This is a genomic window from Micromonospora sp. LOL_024 (genome assembly GCF_048060415.1).
Classification (GTDB): Bacteria; Actinomycetota; Actinomycetes; order Mycobacteriales; family Micromonosporaceae; genus Micromonospora.
In genome coordinates, this window is the sequence record NZ_JBHMIS010000001.1 from 73493 (window position 1) to 90722 (window position 17230).

Annotated in this window: 17 protein-coding genes; 14 read left to right on the forward strand and 3 right to left on the reverse strand. The window is 72.6% G+C overall.

Going from position 1 to position 17230, the window contains the following annotated elements:
- Positions 1 to 98 precede the first annotated feature (98 nt).
- The 4 genes from ACFHWY_RS00330 (at position 99) to ACFHWY_RS00345 (ending at position 2940) form a co-directional block, all read left to right on the forward strand.
- Positions 99 to 587, forward strand: a complete 489-nt coding sequence (locus ACFHWY_RS00330) for a DUF3180 domain-containing protein (RefSeq protein ID WP_416578638.1) — start codon at positions 99 to 101, stop codon at positions 585 to 587.
- A 163-nt stretch (positions 588 to 750) separates the two neighbouring features.
- On the forward strand, positions 751 to 1968 hold the full coding sequence (locus tag ACFHWY_RS00335; protein WP_416578040.1) for an ABC transporter permease: 1218 nt from the start codon (positions 751 to 753) through the stop codon (positions 1966 to 1968).
- Between the two features lie 62 nt (positions 1969 to 2030).
- Positions 2031 to 2336, forward strand: a complete 306-nt coding sequence (locus ACFHWY_RS00340; RefSeq protein WP_416578041.1) for a hypothetical protein — start codon at positions 2031 to 2033, stop codon at positions 2334 to 2336.
- Between the two features lie 112 nt (positions 2337 to 2448).
- Complete coding sequence (locus tag ACFHWY_RS00345) at positions 2449 to 2940, forward strand: hypothetical protein (protein WP_416578042.1); 492 nt, start codon at positions 2449 to 2451, stop codon at positions 2938 to 2940.
- Positions 2941 to 3121: 181 nt separating this feature from the next.
- Here the strand turns inward: ACFHWY_RS00345 and ACFHWY_RS00350 are convergent, their stop codons facing one another.
- A complete protein-coding gene (locus tag ACFHWY_RS00350; protein ID WP_416578043.1) occupies positions 3122 to 4117 on the reverse strand; it encodes an ABC transporter ATP-binding protein in 996 nt (331 codons plus the stop codon).
- Positions 4118 to 4119: 2 nt separating this feature from the next.
- On the opposite strand from ACFHWY_RS00350, the gene ACFHWY_RS00355 reads away from it, so the two are divergent.
- The 4 genes from ACFHWY_RS00355 (at position 4120) to ACFHWY_RS00370 (ending at position 8514) form a co-directional block, all read left to right on the forward strand.
- Positions 4120 to 4806, forward strand: a complete 687-nt coding sequence (locus ACFHWY_RS00355) for an ABC transporter permease (RefSeq protein WP_416578044.1) — start codon at positions 4120 to 4122, stop codon at positions 4804 to 4806.
- Positions 4807 to 4852: 46 nt separating this feature from the next.
- Positions 4853 to 5575, forward strand: coding sequence for an ABC transporter permease (locus ACFHWY_RS00360; RefSeq protein ID WP_416578045.1), 723 nt, complete (start codon positions 4853 to 4855; stop codon positions 5573 to 5575).
- Between the two features lie 191 nt (positions 5576 to 5766).
- A complete protein-coding gene (locus ACFHWY_RS00365) occupies positions 5767 to 6768 on the forward strand; it encodes a glycine betaine ABC transporter substrate-binding protein (RefSeq protein ID WP_416578046.1) in 1002 nt (333 codons plus the stop codon).
- Between the two features lie 120 nt (positions 6769 to 6888).
- Entirely contained in the window at positions 6889 to 8514 is a 1626-nt protein-coding gene (locus ACFHWY_RS00370) for a hypothetical protein (RefSeq protein ID WP_416578047.1), read from the forward strand.
- Between the two features lie 66 nt (positions 8515 to 8580).
- On the opposite strand, the gene ACFHWY_RS00375 is transcribed toward ACFHWY_RS00370, so the two are convergent.
- The gene (locus ACFHWY_RS00375) at positions 8581 to 9762 is read right to left on the reverse strand and encodes an NADH-quinone oxidoreductase subunit D (RefSeq protein WP_416578048.1); all 1182 of its coding nucleotides are present in this window, start codon (positions 9760 to 9762) and stop codon (positions 8581 to 8583) included.
- 50 nt (positions 9763 to 9812) lie between these two features.
- A complete protein-coding gene (locus ACFHWY_RS00380) occupies positions 9813 to 11093 on the reverse strand; it encodes an SAM-dependent methyltransferase (protein ID WP_416578049.1) in 1281 nt (426 codons plus the stop codon).
- 113 nt (positions 11094 to 11206) lie between these two features.
- On the opposite strand from ACFHWY_RS00380, the gene ACFHWY_RS00385 reads away from it, so the two are divergent.
- The 6 genes from ACFHWY_RS00385 (at position 11207) to nadC (ending at position 17229) form a co-directional block, all read left to right on the forward strand.
- Positions 11207 to 12184 carry a Rossmann-like and DUF2520 domain-containing protein gene (locus tag ACFHWY_RS00385; RefSeq protein ID WP_416578050.1) on the forward strand — a complete coding sequence of 326 codons (978 nt, stop codon included), beginning with the start codon at positions 11207 to 11209 and terminating at the stop codon, positions 12182 to 12184.
- Between the two features lie 38 nt (positions 12185 to 12222).
- Positions 12223 to 13071, forward strand: coding sequence for a pantoate--beta-alanine ligase (panC, locus tag ACFHWY_RS00390; protein ID WP_416578639.1), 849 nt, complete (start codon positions 12223 to 12225; stop codon positions 13069 to 13071).
- 34 nt (positions 13072 to 13105) lie between these two features.
- Positions 13106 to 13525, forward strand: a complete 420-nt coding sequence (gene panD / locus ACFHWY_RS00395) for an aspartate 1-decarboxylase (RefSeq protein ID WP_416578051.1) — start codon at positions 13106 to 13108, stop codon at positions 13523 to 13525.
- A gap of 128 nt (positions 13526 to 13653) precedes the next feature.
- The gene (locus ACFHWY_RS00400) at positions 13654 to 14550 is read left to right on the forward strand and encodes a septum formation family protein (RefSeq protein WP_416578052.1); all 897 of its coding nucleotides are present in this window, start codon (positions 13654 to 13656) and stop codon (positions 14548 to 14550) included.
- A 61-nt stretch (positions 14551 to 14611) separates the two neighbouring features.
- Positions 14612 to 16336 carry an L-aspartate oxidase gene (locus ACFHWY_RS00405; RefSeq protein WP_416578053.1) on the forward strand — a complete coding sequence of 575 codons (1725 nt, stop codon included), beginning with the start codon at positions 14612 to 14614 and terminating at the stop codon, positions 16334 to 16336.
- Positions 16333 to 17229 (forward strand): carboxylating nicotinate-nucleotide diphosphorylase, encoded by an 897-nt coding sequence (gene nadC, locus ACFHWY_RS00410; protein WP_416578054.1) that lies wholly within the window; start codon positions 16333 to 16335, stop codon positions 17227 to 17229. The genes ACFHWY_RS00405 and nadC overlap by 4 nt, the downstream gene beginning before the upstream one ends.
- Position 17230: the final 1 nt, after the last annotated feature.

Genomic DNA, 17230 nt, shown 5'->3' on the forward strand with positions numbered 1-17230 from the left:
GTCCAGCGAATGATCAGGCGCAGCGCGGCGGTGCCTGGTGTCGGCACACAGCGCGGCGGAGGCCCAGCATGACGCGGTCCGCGCCGCCCGACGGGTCGATGGGGCTCACCCGTGTCTCGACACTGGTGGTGGCCGCGCTCGCCGCTGCGGCCCTGGCCTGGCTGCTGATCAGCACCTTCTACTACGACGGGCTGCCGGCGCTGCCGTGGCTGCCGGTGGTCACCCTCGCCGGGCTTGCCGTGCTGGAGGCGTACGCGGCGATCAACACCCGGGGCCGGATCGAGCGCCGACCGGGCCGCGAACCGGTGAACCCTCTGGTGGTCGCCCGATTCGTCGTGCTGGCCAAGGCGTCGGCCCTGGTCGGCGCGATCTTCGTCGGCGCGTACGCGGGACTGGCGGGCTGGTTGTTCGTGCAGGCGACCCGAGCGGCCGCCGACGACCGCCCGGCCGCCCTCGCTGGCCTGCTGGCCGCGGCGGCACTGGTGGCCGCCGCGCTGTGGCTGGAGCGGTCCTGCCGGGTACCGGACCGACCCGATGACGAAGACGAGCCGGACCACGACTGGGAGACCCGCCCGGGCCGGCGCTAGCCCGGGGGTGCGGCCGACGCCGCCAAGACTTCGACACCTCCCTTGCCGGGGGTTACGCCCGGCTCCGGGGCGCGGGTACGGTGCCTGCGACCGTAAGGCAACGCCCCGCCGCAGGTCCGCCCGCGCGTCGGTGGAGTCCGGGCGGCCGCTGGGAGGCAGGAAAATGGGGTACGACGAACCGGGCCGGAGCGGAGTGCCGGGGCCGACCTCGGCCGTTCCCGCGATCGGGGCGGACACGATCCTCGACGACCCTCACGCCGAGCCGGGTGGGGACCGTTTCGGTGTGCACGTCGTCTGGGAGACGCTCCTGCTGCTCGGCTTCGGCGCGCTGGTCTACCTGGTGTGGCGGGAGGACCCCGCGCTGCTGCGGGGCAACGGCCTGCGCGGTCTCATCGTCGACGTGGTCGGCCTCGGCATGCTGGCCCTGGCCGCCGGGCTCAGCCTGCGTTGCGCCGCGGTGAACCTCGCGATCGGACCGGTGGCGATCGCGGCCGGACTGCACTTCGCCGAGCAGAGTGACCTCGGCGTGCTCGCCACCGTCGGCACGGCCGCCGCGGTGGCCGCGCTCGGCGGCCTGGTGCTGGGGCTGGTCGTCGTGCTGCTGCACGTGCCGGGCTGGGCGGCCAGTCTCGGCGGCGCGGCCGGCGTCATCGTCTACGTCGAGCAGCGGGCCACACCCGTACTCGTGCAGGGCGACTACGACCCGCTCAGGACCGCCGGGCAACTCTTCGTCGGCTTCGCCGCGATCGCGGTGGTAGGCGGGCTGTTCGGGGCGGTGGGGCCGATCCGTCGGCTGGTGGGTCGGTTCCGTCCGGTCGCTGACCCGGCCCGGCGGCGAGGTGTCGCGGCTGCCGTGGCCGCCACCGGCGGGTACGTCTGCTCCACCGTGCTGGCGGTGCTCGGCGGTGCGTTGATCGCCTCGGCCGACGGCACGGTCACGCCAGCGGCGGGGCTGGACTGGACGGTCCTGGCGGTCGGTGCCGCGCTGCTCGCCGGGACCAGTGCTTTCGGCCTCCGGGCCGGGGTGTTCGGCACCCTGCTGACGTCGGCCTCGATCGGCTTGCTCCTCGCGTACGCGCAGGCGCGCGGGTGGACGTTCGGTCGCTGGGCGGTCGGTGGCGTCGCGCTGGCGGTGGGACTCGCGGCCACCCGCCTCGTCGAGACGTACGGCCGGCCGGCGTCGGGACCGATGACGTTGCCCGCCGCGCCGTCACCGGACACGGACGTCAACACCGGCGTTGGGTGGAGCGTGGCGCAGCACGAGCCGGTCGGGGACTGGCCGCCGGTGATGCCGGCCCAGCCCGCCGTTAGCAGCACCGACCCGTGGGAGGCCCGGCGTTGGGAGACCGGCCAGCGCACCTGGGACGGCGAGGACCGTTGAGGGCAGGCAGTCGCGTGCGCCGTCGACGCGCCAGATGTGATCTCGGAGGTTAGGCTCGGCCCATGACCGACACATCATCGACCGCCGGCAGCCGGTCGTTCGAGGAGTTGGACGCACTCTCCACGGAGGATCTGCGCGTGCAGGCGTTCGCGCTGGCCCGGGAGCGCCGGGACATCAGTTTCTTCTGGTCGGTGCTGCGGCACCTGCCGAATGCGGACGAGGCCGCCGCGCTGGACGGGGCTCCGAACTCGGTGGGGCCGACCATCGACGAGGCGGCTGCCCTCTGGCGCGAGATGACCGGTCACGGCTACGAGGAGTCCGCGCCGCTGCTGCGTGCCGCCTTCATCGACTATCTGATGAAGCACTGACAAGCATTACCTGATGATGCACTGACACGGCAGCGACCGGTCGAGCCCGGCGTACCACCATAAATCAGGCTCCGCGTTTGCTCACGTCGATCCGCTGGGAACTAGCGGGGCCATGGCTCTCACCAATCGATACAAGTCCGCACCGGCTGCCGGCACACTCGCCGCGCTCCTGCTCGTCCTGGTCTTCGGCAGTCCCTGGTACGTCGACTGGGCCCGGGACAACACCGCCCCGGACAGCGCCGGCGGGTGGTTCCTGCGCCTGCTCGCCTGGCCAGCCTGGCGATTCGACTCCTCCGACTCGATCCAGGAGATCTTCGCCGACGACCTGAAAGCGATCCTCGTGGTCGTCCTCACCCTCGTGTTCCTCTACCTGCTTCCCGGCTCCCAGCTGGCCCGCGCCCGGGGCACTCTGAGCCAGTTCTTCGCCGGCTGGGCAGCGTACGTCTTCGCGGGTGCCTTCGCGGCCCTGCTCACCACGCTGATCCGGACCGACCCGTCACTGCTGGGCGCCTTCCAGGCCGCTGGCGACGGTGCCGAGTACGGGCTCTTCACCGGCTGGATCATCGGCATCGCCACGCTGGGCGGCTACCGGGGACGGCGCTGACGGCGTGGCCGACCCGGCGATGAAAGCTGCGGGGTGGGCCCTCGGGGCGATCGACCATCCGCCGTGGCGTCCCGGTCGGTCCGCCAGCACGGGAGGCCCGATCGGGGCGAGCCCTGCTGGCGGACCCGCCGCCACTGCGCTGGCTGCCCGGAGGCAAGGTGCGCAGCGGCGACACCCCCGTTCAGCCGGCCGACTCGGCCAGTGCCAGGATGCGCTCCCGGCTGAGCATTCCGACCGGACGGCCGTCCTCGGTCACCACGGCCTGCCCGCCGGCCGAGGTGAGCAGCACGGCCAGCGCGTCGTACGCCGAGCCGCCCAGCGGCACCGCCGGCAGCTCCGCGCCACCGTCGGCGGGCAGCGGATCGAGCACCTCCCGGGTGACCGGGGTGACCGCCAGCCGGCGGATGCCCCGGTCGACACCGACGAACTCGCGGACGAACGGGGTTGCCGGGTCGCCGAGCAGTGCAGCCGGATGGTCGTACTGCTCCAGCTGGCCGCCCTCGGAGAGCACCGCGATCCGATCGCCGAGCCGGACGGCCTCGTCGAGGTCGTGAGTGACCAGGACGATGGTCTTGCGTACCTCGGCCTGCAGCCGCAGGAACTCCTCCTGTAGCCGGGTGCGCACAATCGGGTCGACGGCGGAGAACGGCTCGTCCATCAGCAGCACCACCGGGTCGGCTGCGAGCGCCCGCGCCACACCGACCCGCTGTCGCTGGCCGCCGGAGAGTTCGTGCGGGTAGCGCCGGCCGAACTGCGCCGGATCCAGGCCGACCAGCTCCAGCAGCTCCGCCACGCGGCCTCGGGCGCGGTCACTGGACCAGCCGAGCAGCCGCGGCACGGTGGCGACGTTTGCGGCCACGGTCTGGTGGGGGAAGAGCCCGACGTTCTGGATGACGTAACCGATCTGCCGCCGCAGCCGCACCGGGTCGACCCTGGTGACGTCGTCCTCGCCGAGCAGGATCCGGCCGGCGGTGGGCTCGATCAGGCGGTTGATCATCCGTAGGACGGTCGACTTGCCGCAGCCGGAAGGGCCGATGAGCACGACCAGTTCGCCCGCCTCGACGTGGAGGCTGAGTGCGCGGACCGCCTCGGTGCCGTCCGGGTAACGCTTGCCGATGCCGTCGAGAGTGATCGACGCCGCGCGCTGACCGCCGTCCGCGACCGGAGTAACGTCCACGTGTGTCCTTCCGCCTGAGCTACCGGGCCGACCCGGGAAACCCGTGGTTCTCCTGGCAGTACGTGCGGGACAACTCTGACACGGTGCTCGCCGCCCTGCGCGACCACACCACGCTGACCGTCCGGGCGGTGCTGATCGCCGCGCTGATCGCAGTCCCGCTGGCGGTGTTGGCGTACTGGTACCGGCCGCTCACCGGCCCGATTCTCGCACTCACCGGGGTGCTCTACACGGTTCCCTCCCTGGCCCTGTTCGCGTTCGTCGCGCCCTATCTCGGCATCGGCGTGGCCACCGTGCTGTCCGTTGTGGTGCTGTACGCGCTGCTGGTGATCGTCCGCAACACCGTCGCCGGGCTCAATCAGGTGCCGGCGGAGGTCCGCGAGGCGGCGGAGGGGATGGGGTACGGCCGCTGGGGGCGGCTGCTCCGGGTCGAGCTGCCGCTGGCCGTGCCCGGCATCCTCACTGGTCTGCGGCTGGCCTCGGTCTCCACGGTGGCCCTGGTCACCGTCGGCGTGGTGATCGGTCGTGGCGGGCTCGGGCAGATCATCTTCGCCGGCTTCCAGAACAACCTCTACAAGGCCCAGATCATGACCGGGACCCTGCTCTGCGTCCTGCTGGCCCTGGTGCTCGACCTGCTCCTGATCGGGGCCGGTTGGCTGCTCACGCCGTGGCTGCGCGGACGGACCGGATGAGCGCCAGCGCAGGTGGTCGGCGGGGCACGACCCGGCGGAGGCCGCGATGAACCCGGTGGAGCAGGCGGTGGTCTGGCTCAACGACCCGCTGAACTGGACTAACCCCGGCGGCGTCCTGGACCGGCTCGGCGAGCACATCAGCATGTCGGCCGTCGCGGTGCTGCTGGGCTGCCTGGTGGCCTGGCCGCTCGGGCTCTGGCTGGGCCACGCCGGCCGTGGGGGCGGGCTGGTGGTGCTCGTCTCCAATCTCACCCTGGCGGTGCCCACGCTGGCCCTCCTGACCATCCTGCCGCTGACCTTCCTCGGGTTCGGCCGGCCGGCGGTGGTGATCGCCCTTGCGGTGTTCGCGGTGCCGCCGCTGTTGGCCAACGCGTACACCGGGGTGCGGCAGGTCGACCCGCAGACCCGGGAGGCGGCTCGCGGCATGGGCATGACCGGGATGCAGGTGCTGCGCCGGGTGGAGCTGCCTCTGGCGGTGCCCTACCTCGCGGCCGGCTTCCGGACCGCTGCGGTCCAGGTGGTCGCCACGGCGGCGCTGGCGACCTTCGTCAACGGTGGTGGGCTCGGCGAGATCATCCGCTTTGGCTTCGGCCTCAGCATCGCGGTCGGCGGCGGCCAGATCCTTGCCGGCGGCCTGCTGGTCGCCGGTCTCGCACTTACCGCCGAACTGCTGTTCGCGTTGGTCGAGCGCCTGGTTACCCCCCGTCCGTTGCGCCGGGCCCGGCGGCGGGCCGGGCGACGTGCGGCGGACGCGGTCACCGGCTCCTGAGCCGGGTGGGCCGCCACCGGTACGGTGCGGCGCGGACGGTTGGTGACGTTCCGGTGACGAATGCCTCGTTGAGTTGTCGGTGGCCCGGGTCAGGATGTTGGGTGGACATCGCGGGCGGCCGGAAGGCGGATCGCCCGTCGGACACGCGGCCGGCCCGGGACGGGTCGCGCCGGGACACGGAAGGCGGGCTCATGCGCCCAGGTAAAAGACTGTCCATTGCCTTCGTAGGGGCCATCGCCGCAGCGACGGTGCTGACCGGTTGCGGCGATGCCGGCTCCTCCGGCACCGAAGCGCCCCAGCAGGCAGCGTCGGGCGAGGGCTGTGCACCGGTGGCCGGTGAGCAGTTGGTCGCGCTCGAAGACGACAAGTCCCTCCAGAACGCCGACAACATCATCCCGGCGATCAACAGGGAGGCGGCGACGCCTCAGCTGGTCGCGGCGCTCGACAAGGTCTCGGCCGTGCTCGACACTCCGAAGCTGGTACTGCTGAACAAGGCGGTCGACGTCGACCGCAAGAGCGCGCAGGTCGCAGCGCAGGAGTTCGCCGACGCCAACGGCCTCACCGACGGCGTCGAGCAGGGGGCTGGCGGGCGGATCACGGTGGGGGCGGGCAACTTCACCGAGAGCGAGATCATCGCCGAGCTGTACAAGATCCAGCTGACCGCCGCCGGCTACCAGGTCACCGTGCAGCAAATCGGCAACCGCGAGCTGTACGAGCCGGCGCTGGAGAAGGGCGAGATCCAGGTTGTTCCGGAGTACGCGGCCACCATGGCCGAGTTCCTCAACGGCAAGGCGGACAGCGGAGCGCAGCCGGTCTCCTCGCCGGACGTCAACGAGACCGTGACCGCGTTGCGCGGTCTGGGCGACAAGGTGGGGCTGAGCTTCGGCGCACCGGCCGCCGCCCAGACCCAGAACGCCTTCGCCGTCACCAGGAAGTTCTCCGAGAAGTACGGCGTGCGGACCCTGTCGGAGTTGGCCGAGAGGTGCTCTGGATCGGCGACGGTGCTGGGTGGCCCGCCGGAGTGTCAGGAACGTCCGTTCTGCAAGCCCGGGCTGGAGCAGACCTACGGGTTGGCGGTGGGCTCGTTCTCCTCGCTGGACGGGGGCGGGCCGCTGACCAAGACCGGTCTGCGCAGCGGCACGATCAGCGTTGGCCTGGTCTTCTCCACCGACGCGGCGTACGCACAGGGCTGAGTCGCCCGAACAACCGCGGCGCTCCGGCAGAGCTGGCCGGGGCGCCGCGTTGTTACCCGCCGACTCCCGCCGCCGCCGAGCCGTTCCCACGTGACACAACTCTCGGTAGGCTGCGGACCCATGCCCGTCCCGGTCACCGCCGATTCGCGCCAGCCCCAGCTGCTCGTCGTGCTCTTCTGGGGAGGGGCCGCTCTGGCCCCGGTCGCGGCGCTGATACTGCTGGTCGCCGACGGTAACGGACCGCTGCGCTTCGCCGCTGTGCTGGCCATCCTGGCGGTGGTGCTGATCGGGCTCTCCATCACCTTGCGCACCGAAGGTGGTGGTCAGGCCCACGCCGAGGTGCTGCGGGAGGAGATCGACGAGCTGCGGCGGGAATTGCGCGGTGAGATCGTGGCTGCCGCCCAGCGTGGTAATCAGGCGCTCGACGAGGTCCAGCGGGCGCAGGCGGTGTTGGCCGGGCTGCGGCGGCGAGTCGACACCGGCGGCTCCAGGTCGACCGGGGCCGGGGAGCCGCCCGGCCCGGGCCGGGCCCGCGTGCCGGAGCCGGAGGCCAGCCACGCCGAGCCCCCCGCCAGCCAGGCCGGTGTGTACGGCGCGGGGCAGCCGCCAGGGCGTTTGCCGGAGGGCGGGTACGCGGCGGACCGGGCGCACGGGTACGGTGCGGACCGCGCGCCGGGGCACGGGGGAGACCGCCCGGCAAGCGGTTCCGCCGGGGTCTACGGTTCGGCAGCCCGTCCAGAGCAGGACGCCCGTCCCGGCGATCCGGGGCAGCGCCCGCTGGGGATGGTCCGGCACACCGAGACCGTGCACGTCACCACGCGGCACACCGTCCTTGGCGGTGGTGTGGGCGAGTCCGGCAACCGCTACGGCGGTTACCCGGCCGCGTGGCCGGAGGAGCAGCCGCAGGGCGGTCATGGGCAGGACCGCGATGACCGGTCCTGGTCAGACGAGGGCGACGGATCCCGCCGGCACGACGAGCGCGGCTGGGCCGGTCCGGTTCAGCACGACGAGCGCGGCTGGGCCGGTCCGCCGCGTGGGGAGGAAGGCTCCTGGCCTCAACCGAGAGACGAGCGGCAGTTCTCCGGTGAGCGTGACGACTGGTCCGCCCCGCGTGCCGTCCACTACGACGAGCCGTTGGTGAGCCGGGAGGAGAATGACTGGGGCGCGCCCCGCGACGACCCGGGCTGGGACGGTGGTGCGCCGCAGTGGGAGGTAACCGCCGACGCGGCTCCGGCCGGCCGCGCGCACCGGGTCGATGACACCGGCCAGTACTGGGCACAGCTGCGCGCCGGCGACCGCTGGGCAGCGGTGCGGGACGACGAGCAGGGCCGTGAACTGCGGGTCGGCGAGCGTCGCGCCGAGTTGCACGCCGAACCCGGCGGCACCGAGTACCGGGTGGCGGATCGCTGGGCCAGTGTGCGCCGCGACGGGCACCGAGGTGGCGACGGGCACGAGGCGCGGCGGGACGCCTGGCGCGAGCCGGAAAGCGCTCCGGCGCTACCGGCCGGAGGGGTGCCGGTGCCTGCGGAGTGGCGCCCGGACCGCCAGCACGGGTACGAGCAGCCACCGGCCGGCGGCTACCAGCAGGAGGCGGCGCGCGGCTACCAGCAGCCCGCTCGCGGGTACCAGGCTGAGCCGGTCCGCGGACAGCGATCGGATCCGGAGCCGTACGGTCGGCGACACCAGGCCGAGGAGCCTGACTACGGGTACCCGGTCCGCGACGGCGGCGCCAACCGCTGGCGTTGACCTGGCCGACCCGGTCGGAATACCGGCGGGACGCCGCGACAGTTGCGGCCGGCGGGCCGCTCCGGATCACTTGTCGATGTCGCCGACCACGAAGAACATCGAGCCGAGGATGGCGATCAGGTCCGGCACCAGACAGCCGGGTAGCAGGGTGGCTAGCGCCTGCACGTTCGCGTACGAGGCGGTTCGTAGCTTGAGCCGCCATGGTGTCTTCTCGCCCCGGGACACCAGGTAGTAGCCGTTGATGCCGAGCGGGTTCTCCGTCCAGGCATAGGTGTGCCCCTCGGGGGCCTTGAGTACCTTCGGCAACCGGGTGTTGATCGGCCCGGTCAGCCGGTCGACCCGGTCCAGGCACTGCTCGGACAGATCGAGTGAGGCGTACACCTGATCGAGCAGCACCTCGAAGCGGGCGTGGCAGTCGCCGGTGCTCCGGGTGACCACCGGAACGTCGAGCTGGTCGTAGGCCAGGTACGGATCGTCGCGGCGGAGGTCCAGGTCCAGCCCGGAGGCGCGGGCGACCGGCCCGGACGCGCCGAACGCGGCAGCGTCGGCCGCGGAGAGCACCCCCACACCCACGGTGCGGGCCAGGAAGATCTCGTTGCGCCGGATCAGGTTGTCCAGGTCGGGCATCCGGCGGCGCACCTCCGCGATGGCGGACCGGGCCCGCCCGGTCCAGCCGGCCGGTACCTCCTCCTTGAGCCCACCGACCCGGTTGAACATGTAGTGGATCCGGCCGCCGGAGACCTCCTCCATCACCGCCTGCAACGTCTCGCGCTCCCGGAAGGCGTAGAACATCGGGGTGATCGCGCCGATCTCCAGCGGGTACGAGCCGAGGAACATCAGGTGGTTGAGCACCCGGTTCAGCTCGGCGAGGGCCATCCGCAACCAGGTGGCCCGCTCCGGTACCTCCATGCCCATCAGCCGTTCCACCGCGAGCACCACGCCAAGCTCGTTGGCGAAGGCCGAGAGCCAGTCGTGCCGGTTGGCCAGCACGATGATCTGCCGGTAGTCGCGTACCTCGAACAACTTTTCCGCACCGCGGTGCATGTAACCGATGATTGGTTCGGCGGCGAGTACCCGTTCGCCGTCGAGGACGAGCTTGAGCCGCAGCACACCGTGCGTGGAGGGGTGCTGCGGCCCGATGTTGAGCACCATGTCCGTGCCGAGTTGCTCTCCGCCGTCGCCCGCCACCAGCCCGGCGCCGGTGCCGACGGTCAGCTCGCGCAGGTCGCCCGTGGTCATGCCCGCCATCGTGCCATGAACGTCCGGTTCCGGCGGTGGGCGCCCGGTCTCCGGTCCGGTCAGGATCCTGGTCCGGATCGACCTGCCGGGGGGGTGTCGCGGACCAGGAGTTCTTCGACGGGCAGGCCGACCGCCTGCCAGAGCCACCAGTGCCCGCCGAGGCCGGCCGGGTCCGTCAGCTCAGCCGCCGCCGACGCCTCGGCCAGCGCGCGCACGTATCCGGTCGGGTCGCCGGCGGCCATGCTCAGCGGTGGCCGTCGGCTGTCGGCCCCGAGCGCCCGCAGCCCGTCCCGCTGCGATCCCAGGGAGTACGCGCACCGGGCGACCCGCGCACCGGCGGAGGCGACCGCGTCGATGGCGACGTGCGCGGTCACGTCGCAGGAGCCGTCCGGCACCGGTCGCACCTGCCGCCCGCCCCGGTACCCGGTCAGCGTCCCGTCGGGTGGCCGTTCGCCAAGCAGATGCCCGTAGTCCACGGCCAACGCGAGCCCTCGGTCGACGTGGCCCACGGCGTCGGCCCAGGCCTCGTCCCTGGTCCGTCCGATCTCCGCGCGCTCCGCCGTGGGGGAGTGATCCGTGGGGGTGGGGTCCGTGGGGGCTGCCCGGAAATCTGACCTGGTCGGTCTCTGGCCGTCCGGCACGGTCGGTGGCGGGTGGGCCGGGCCACCCTCCCTCGGCCGGAGCCACCAGGTTTGTAGCCAGGCGGCGTCTTCGTGGCTGACTGGTTCGCCTGTCGTCTCGTGGCCGGTGGCGGGGTCGACCAGGAGGTGGTGCCAGCGGTCCTCGGTCCGGGTGGCCAGGTCGAGGGGGACGTTGTCGAGCCATTCGGTGGCCAGGAGCAGGCCGGTGAGGTCGGCGGGAATGGCGTTCGTCCAGATGATCTGTTGAGGGAGGTCGTCGGGGCGTGGGGCGAGTTCGACGGCGGTGAACCGTACCCGCCGGGCCAGCGGCACCGGCACGGCGGGCGACGGATCGGAGGACCATGGCCCGGAGGCATCCGGCACGGTATGGACGGCGGCTGTGGTGGTCGGGGTTTCCGGGTTGTTCGGCCGCGCAGGGATCAAGCCTGACTGCCCGGAGTGGGCGGGCTCCCCGTTTACCCCCACCGAGAGAGCGCGGAGCAGTTCACCCCGCCCGGCTCCCACATCCACCACGTCGAACCGATCGGGGAAGTCGAGGGCGGCGTCGAGGTGGTGGATCAACTGGAGCAGGGCCGAGGCGAAGATCGGCGAGGCGTGCACGCTGGTGCGGAAGTGCGCCGCCGGCCCTCTTCCGGAGACGAAGAAGCCCTCGGCTCCGTAGAGCGCCGACTGCATCGCGTCCCGCCACCGCATCCACATCGCCGGACCTCCTCGCACGTCGGTGAACGATTTCACACATCCTTGTTTCAGGTCCGTGTCAGCGACGCATACTTGCCCTCGACCGGTACCCACCTCGAGGACTGGATCGTGACATGAGCGCACCGCTGCGCACCCGCTCGACCGCTCGTCGGCGCTCCGCGCCCATGGCACCGACCCGGGCCGCCACCCCAGCCGTGCTGACCGTCGGCGTCATCGGCGCCGGCCGGGTCGGCGCCGCCCTGGGCGCCGCGCTGACCGCCGCCGGCCATCGGGTGGTCGCCGCCACCGGGCATTCCGGGGCGTCGCAGGCCCGTCTGGCGCTGCTGCTGCCCACCGTCCCCCGCCGCCCAGCCGCCTCGGTCGCCCGGGCCGCCATCGACCTGCTGCTGATCGCCGTGCCCGACGACGCGCTCGCCGGGGTGGTCGCCAACTTGGCCGCTGGCGGCGCACTGCGCCCCGGCCAGGTGGTCGCGCACACCTCCGGGGCACACGGCATGGCGGTGCTGGCCCCGGCAGCGGCCGTGGGCGTCCGGCCGCTGGCGCTGCATCCCGCGATGACGTTCGCCGGTACGCCCGACGACCTCGATCGGCTGCCGGGCATCTCGTACGGCGTGACCGCGCCGGCCGAACTGCGCCCGCTGGCCGCCCGGCTGGTCACCGACCTCGGCGGCGTACCCGAGTGGATCTCCGAGGATGCCCGGCCGCTTTATCACGCGGCGTTGGCGCACGGTGCCAACCACCTGGTGACCCTGGTCAACGAGGCGGCCGATCGGCTGCGCGACGCCGGGGTGGGTCAGCCCGAGAAGGTGCTTGCTCCGCTGCTGCACGCCGCCCTGGAGAACGCGCTGCGTCTCGGCGACGACGCGCTGACCGGCCCGGTCTCCCGGGGCGACGCGGGCACCGTGCAGCGGCATCTCTCCCGGCTCGCGGCCACCTCGCCCGAGTCTGTCGCCGCCTACCTGGCCCTGGCCCGACGCACCGCCGACCGGGCCGTGGCCGCCGGCCGGTTGCGTGCCGTCGACGCGCAGTCCCTGTTCGGTGTGCTGGGCGGTGCCCAGACCGAGGTGGCCCAGACCGAGGTGGCGGCGTGACGGCGGGCGGGACCGGGGAGTCGAGCCAGGTGGATCACGTGACGGGGCTGCTGCACACCCGGGCCGAGTTGGCTCGGGCACGGGCCGCGCTCAGCGGGACGGTCGGGGTGGTGATGACCATGGGCGCCCTGCACGAGGGCCACGAGACGCTGTTGCGGGCCGCCCGGGAGCGCGCCGACCACGTGATTGTGACGATCTTCGTGAACCCGTTGCAGTTTGGGCCGAACGAGGACTTCGACCGCTACCCGCGTACCCTCGAATCCGATCTTGCAGTGTGTCGGCGGGCCGGCGCCGACCTGGTCTTCGCCCCCTCGGTCGCGGACATGTACCCCGGAGGCGAGCCGGCGGTGCGGGTCAACCCGGGCCCGCTCGGCGAGGACCTGGAGGGGCTCAGCCGGCCTGGTTTTTTCCACGGCGTGCTCACCGTGGTGCTGAAGCTGCTGCAACTCACCCGGGCGGATCTGACCTTCTTCGGTGAGAAGGACTATCAGCAGGTGACCCTGGTCCGGCGAATGTGCCTGGATCTGGACATCTCAGTCGAAGTGGTCGGGGTGCCCACCGTCCGGCAGCCGGACGGCCTGGCGCTGTCCAGCCGGAACCGCTACCTCTCGAGCGCTGAGCGGCAGGTGGGGCTGAGCCTGTCCCGGGCGCTGCGGGCGGGTGCGGACGCCGCCGAGGCCGGCCGGGATGCCGCGGCCGTGCTGACCGCCGCGCACGCCGCCTTCGGTGCCGGCGGGTCCGGTGCGCGGCTCGACTACCTGGTGCTCACCGATCCCGATCTGGAGCCGGGACCGGTTCGCGGCCCGGCCCGGCTGCTCGTCGCCGCCTGGGTGGGTGGTATCCGCCTGGTCGACAACGCCCCCCTCAGGCTCGATCCGCCCTGCTGAACCGCATCCGACCCGACCCGCGAAAGGCGACCCGATGTTCCGCACGATGCTGAAGTCCAAGATCCATCGAGCCACGGTGACCCAGGCAGACCTGCACTACGTCGGCTCGGTGACTGTCGACGAGGATCTGCTCGACGCGGCAGACCTGCTGCCCGGCGAGCAGGTCGCGATCGTGGACATCACCAACGGCGCCCGGCTGGAGACGTACGTGATTCCGGGTCGGCGGGGCAGCGGTGTGATCGGCATCAACGGCGCCGCCGCCCGCCTGGTGCAGCCGGGAGACCTGGTGATTTTGATCTCGTACGGGCAGATGGACGACACCGAGGCCCGCGGCCACCGCCCGCGGGTGGTGCACGTCGACGCCGAGAACAAGGTGATCGACCTGGGTGCCGACCCGTCGACCGCCGCCTCCGGCACCGCCGGCACCCCCATCCCCAACCCGCTCTCGGTGTAAGGAAGGGCGGCCGGGCCGTCAGCCAGCCGCGACGGGCGGCCGTGATTCCGGTCTGTCACCGGAAGGTCATTTCTGGTTACCCTGGGGGTGCCGTCGGAAGACGGCCGCTGACTGGGGGAGGCGGCGCCATGAAGCGTGCGACGAGGACCCTGGTAGCGGCCTCCGCCATGGCGGTGCTGCTCGCGGGCTGCGCGGCGCCCGCCAGGCTGGACGGTGACCTGGTCGACGACTGGAAGGCCATGCCGCCGCCCGGCCCCTTCATCCCGGCGGCCGGGGTCTGCCACGAGCCCGCCTTCGTCGAGGCGGTGTCTCTCGGGGCGTACGAGCCGGTGGACTGTGCCGCGCCGCACCGGGTGGAGGCCGTGCATGTGGGCGTCTTTCCCGGTGCGGTGAGCGGGCCACCGTCAACCACGTCGACCGAGATGCGCACCGCCTTCGCCGACTGTGACAACCGGGCCCACGGATACGTTGGCGACAACTGGCGGGCCGGGCGGCTCCGGTTGGCCGTCGCGGTGCCGTCCGGGCCGGGCTGGGTGGCCGGATCGCGGTGGTACCGCTGCGACCTGATGGAGGTCGACACGGTGGAGTCGGGGGCCGCCGTGGTGCTGCGTACCGGATCCCTGCGCGACACGCTGCGGTCCGCGTCGGCGTTGCGGCTGGGCTGCCAGCGGGTCCGTACCGGTCGGGACACAGTGGTGCAGAGCCTGGTGCCGGTGGAGTGTGCCGAGCGCCACGACGCGGAGTTCGTCGGCGTCTGGCCGGCACCGGACCGGCCGTACCCGACGCGTACCGCACAGTGGGCGCCCTTCTACGCCGGCTGTCGGTCGGTCCTCGCCCGGTGGGCCGGCCTGCCCGACGACGGCGATCTGGTCTTCCGCAGTGACGTGGTGGTACGCCCGCCCAGCGCCGGTCGATGGCGGGTCGGCGATCGGGGCGTGCGTTGCTACCTGTGGCTCAGCGATCGCAGCGTCACGGGTTCGCTCAAGGGCGTGGGACCGACCGGGTTGCCGGTACGGACGAAGTAGCCGGAACCACTCGTCCCGCCCCGGCCACCCGAGCAGAGAAGCATTCGGGTTGACTGGGGCCATGGACCTGTCGACCGTCGGCCTACCGGCGCTGCCGAGCCTGCTGGCCGCTCCGGCCCCCGGTTGGGTGGAGACCACCGACGTGATCGTGGTCGGCTCCGGAGTGGCCGGGCTGACGGCAGCGCTGCACCTGCGTGAGGCGGGCCTGCACGTCACCGTGGTCACCAAGGTCAAGATCAACGAGGGGTCGACCCGGTGGGCGCAGGGCGGCATCGCCGCGGTGCTCGATCCCGCGGACACCCCGGCCATGCACGCCTCCGACACCCAGATCGCCGGTGTGGGCCTCTGCGACCCGGCTGCCGTACGCGTGCTGGTGGAGGAGGGGCCGACCCGGCTGCGGGAGTTGATCCGCCTCGGCGCCGAGTTCGACCGCAACGTCGACGGCTCGCTGATGCTCACCCGGGAGGGTGGACACCGGGCCGACCGGATCGTGCACGCCGGCGGCGACGCCACAGGTGCGGAGGTGCAACGGGCCCTGCACGAGGCGGTCCGCCGCGATCCGTGGATCCGGCTCGTCGAGCACGCGCTGGTGCTGGACCTGCTGCGGGCACCTGGCGACAGTCCCGACGGCCCGGGCCGAGCCTGCGGCATCACCCTGCACGTGCTCGGAGAGGGCAGCGAGGACGGCGTCGGCGCGCTGCTGGCCCGGGCGGTCGTGCTGGCCACTGGTGGAATGGGCCAGGTCTTCGCGGCGACCACCAACCCGGCTGTCTCGACCGGCGACGGGGTCGCCCTGGCGATCCGGGCCGGGGCGGCGGTCACCGACATCGAATTCGTCCAGTTCCACCCGACCTCGCTGATCGTGCCGGAGCAATCCCGGGTGCCGGGCACCGGTCACGCCCAACAGCCGCTGGTCTCCGAGGCGCTGCGGGGCGAGGGCGCGTACCTGGTCGACGCTGACGACAAGCGTTTCATGCTCGGCCAGCACGACCTTGCCGAACTGGCGCCGCGGGACGTGGTGGCCAAGGGCATCCACCGGGTGCTGCTGGCCACCGGCGACGACCACGTGTACCTGGACGCACGCCACCTCGGCGGCGACTTCCTGGCCCGGCGCTTCCCCACCATCGTCGCGTCGTGCCTGGCGATCGGCGTCGATCCGGTGACCGAGCTGATCCCGGTGGCGCCGGCCGCGCACTACGCTTCCGGTGGCGTCCGCACCGACCTGCACGGCCGAACCTCCATTCCCGGCCTGTACGCCTGCGGCGAGGTCGCCTGCACCGGTGTGCACGGCGCCAACCGGCTGGCCAGCAACTCGCTGCTGGAGGGGCTGGTCTTCTCCCGGCGGATCGCCGACCACATCGCTGCCGGGCTTCCGGAGCAGGCCCGTCCCGCGGACACCGGTGCCTGGCGCGGCAACCATGGATGGGTGGTGCCCGCTGCGGCAACCCCGAAGGTGCAGCGCGCGATGACCCGGGGCGCCGGCGTGCTCCGCTCGGCGGCGACGCTCACCGCGACCGCGGCCGAACTGGTCGAGGTGGGTGCCGGTCGCGGCACTTCCGGTACCGCCGACTGGGAGGCCACGAACCTGGTCACGGTGGCCGCGACGCTGGTCGCCTCCGCGTACGCCCGCCGGGAGACCCGGGGCTGCCACTGGCGGGAGGACTTCGGCTCGGCCGACGAGCAGTGGCTCGGTCACCTGGTCGTCGGCATCGGGGAGCAGGGCAGGCTGGCCACCCGGTGGGAGCAGGTTCCATGGTCGAGCGAGCGGAAAGGAGGGCCGGCGTGACGGCCGACACGGAACGAGAGCTGCGCGGGGCCGGGCTGGATCCGGACCAGGTGCGCCGGGTGGTCGAGAACGCTCTCGTCGAGGATCTCGGCCCGGACCGGCTCGACGTCACCAGCGTCGCGACCATCCCGGCAACCCAGACCGACACCGCCGACCTGGTGGCCCGGGCAGCCGGCGTGGTGGCCGGGCTGGCCGTCGCCGCCGCCGCCTTCGAGCTGGCCGGCGAGCTGACCGGGACGGGCCGTACCGTCGAGGTGTCGTTGGTGGCCCGCGACGGCGAGCGGGTGACCCGCGGCGACGTGCTGGCCACGGTCACCGGCCCCACCCGGGTGCTGCTGACCGCCGAGCGGACCGCGCTCAACCTGCTCTGCCGGATGTCCGGTGTGGCCACCCACACCCGAGCCTGGGTGGACGCGCTCGCCGGCAGCAAGGCGCTGGTCCTCGACACCCGCAAGACCACCCCGGGCATGCGCGCCCTGGAGAAGTACGCGGTCCGCGCGGGCGGCGGCACGAACAAGCGGATGGGCCTGCACGACATCGCCATGATCAAGGACAATCACAAGTACGCCGCAGGCGGGATCACCGCCGCCTACCGACGGGTCCGGGAGGTGTTCCCGGACGTGCCGGTGCAGGTGGAGGTGGACACGCTCGCCGAGGCGGTGGAGGCGATCGAGGCCGGCGCCAAGTTCCTCCTGCTGGACAACATGCCCCCTGCGACGCTGGCCGACGTAGTGGCCGCTGTGGGTGACCGGGCCGAGCTGGAGGCGACCGGTGGGCTGACCCTCGCCGACGCCGCGGTGGTGGGCGCGACGGGGGTGGACTTCCTCTCCGTCGGCGCGCTGACCCACTCGTCACCGATCCTGGACATCGCCCTGGACCTGCGCACGAAGTGAG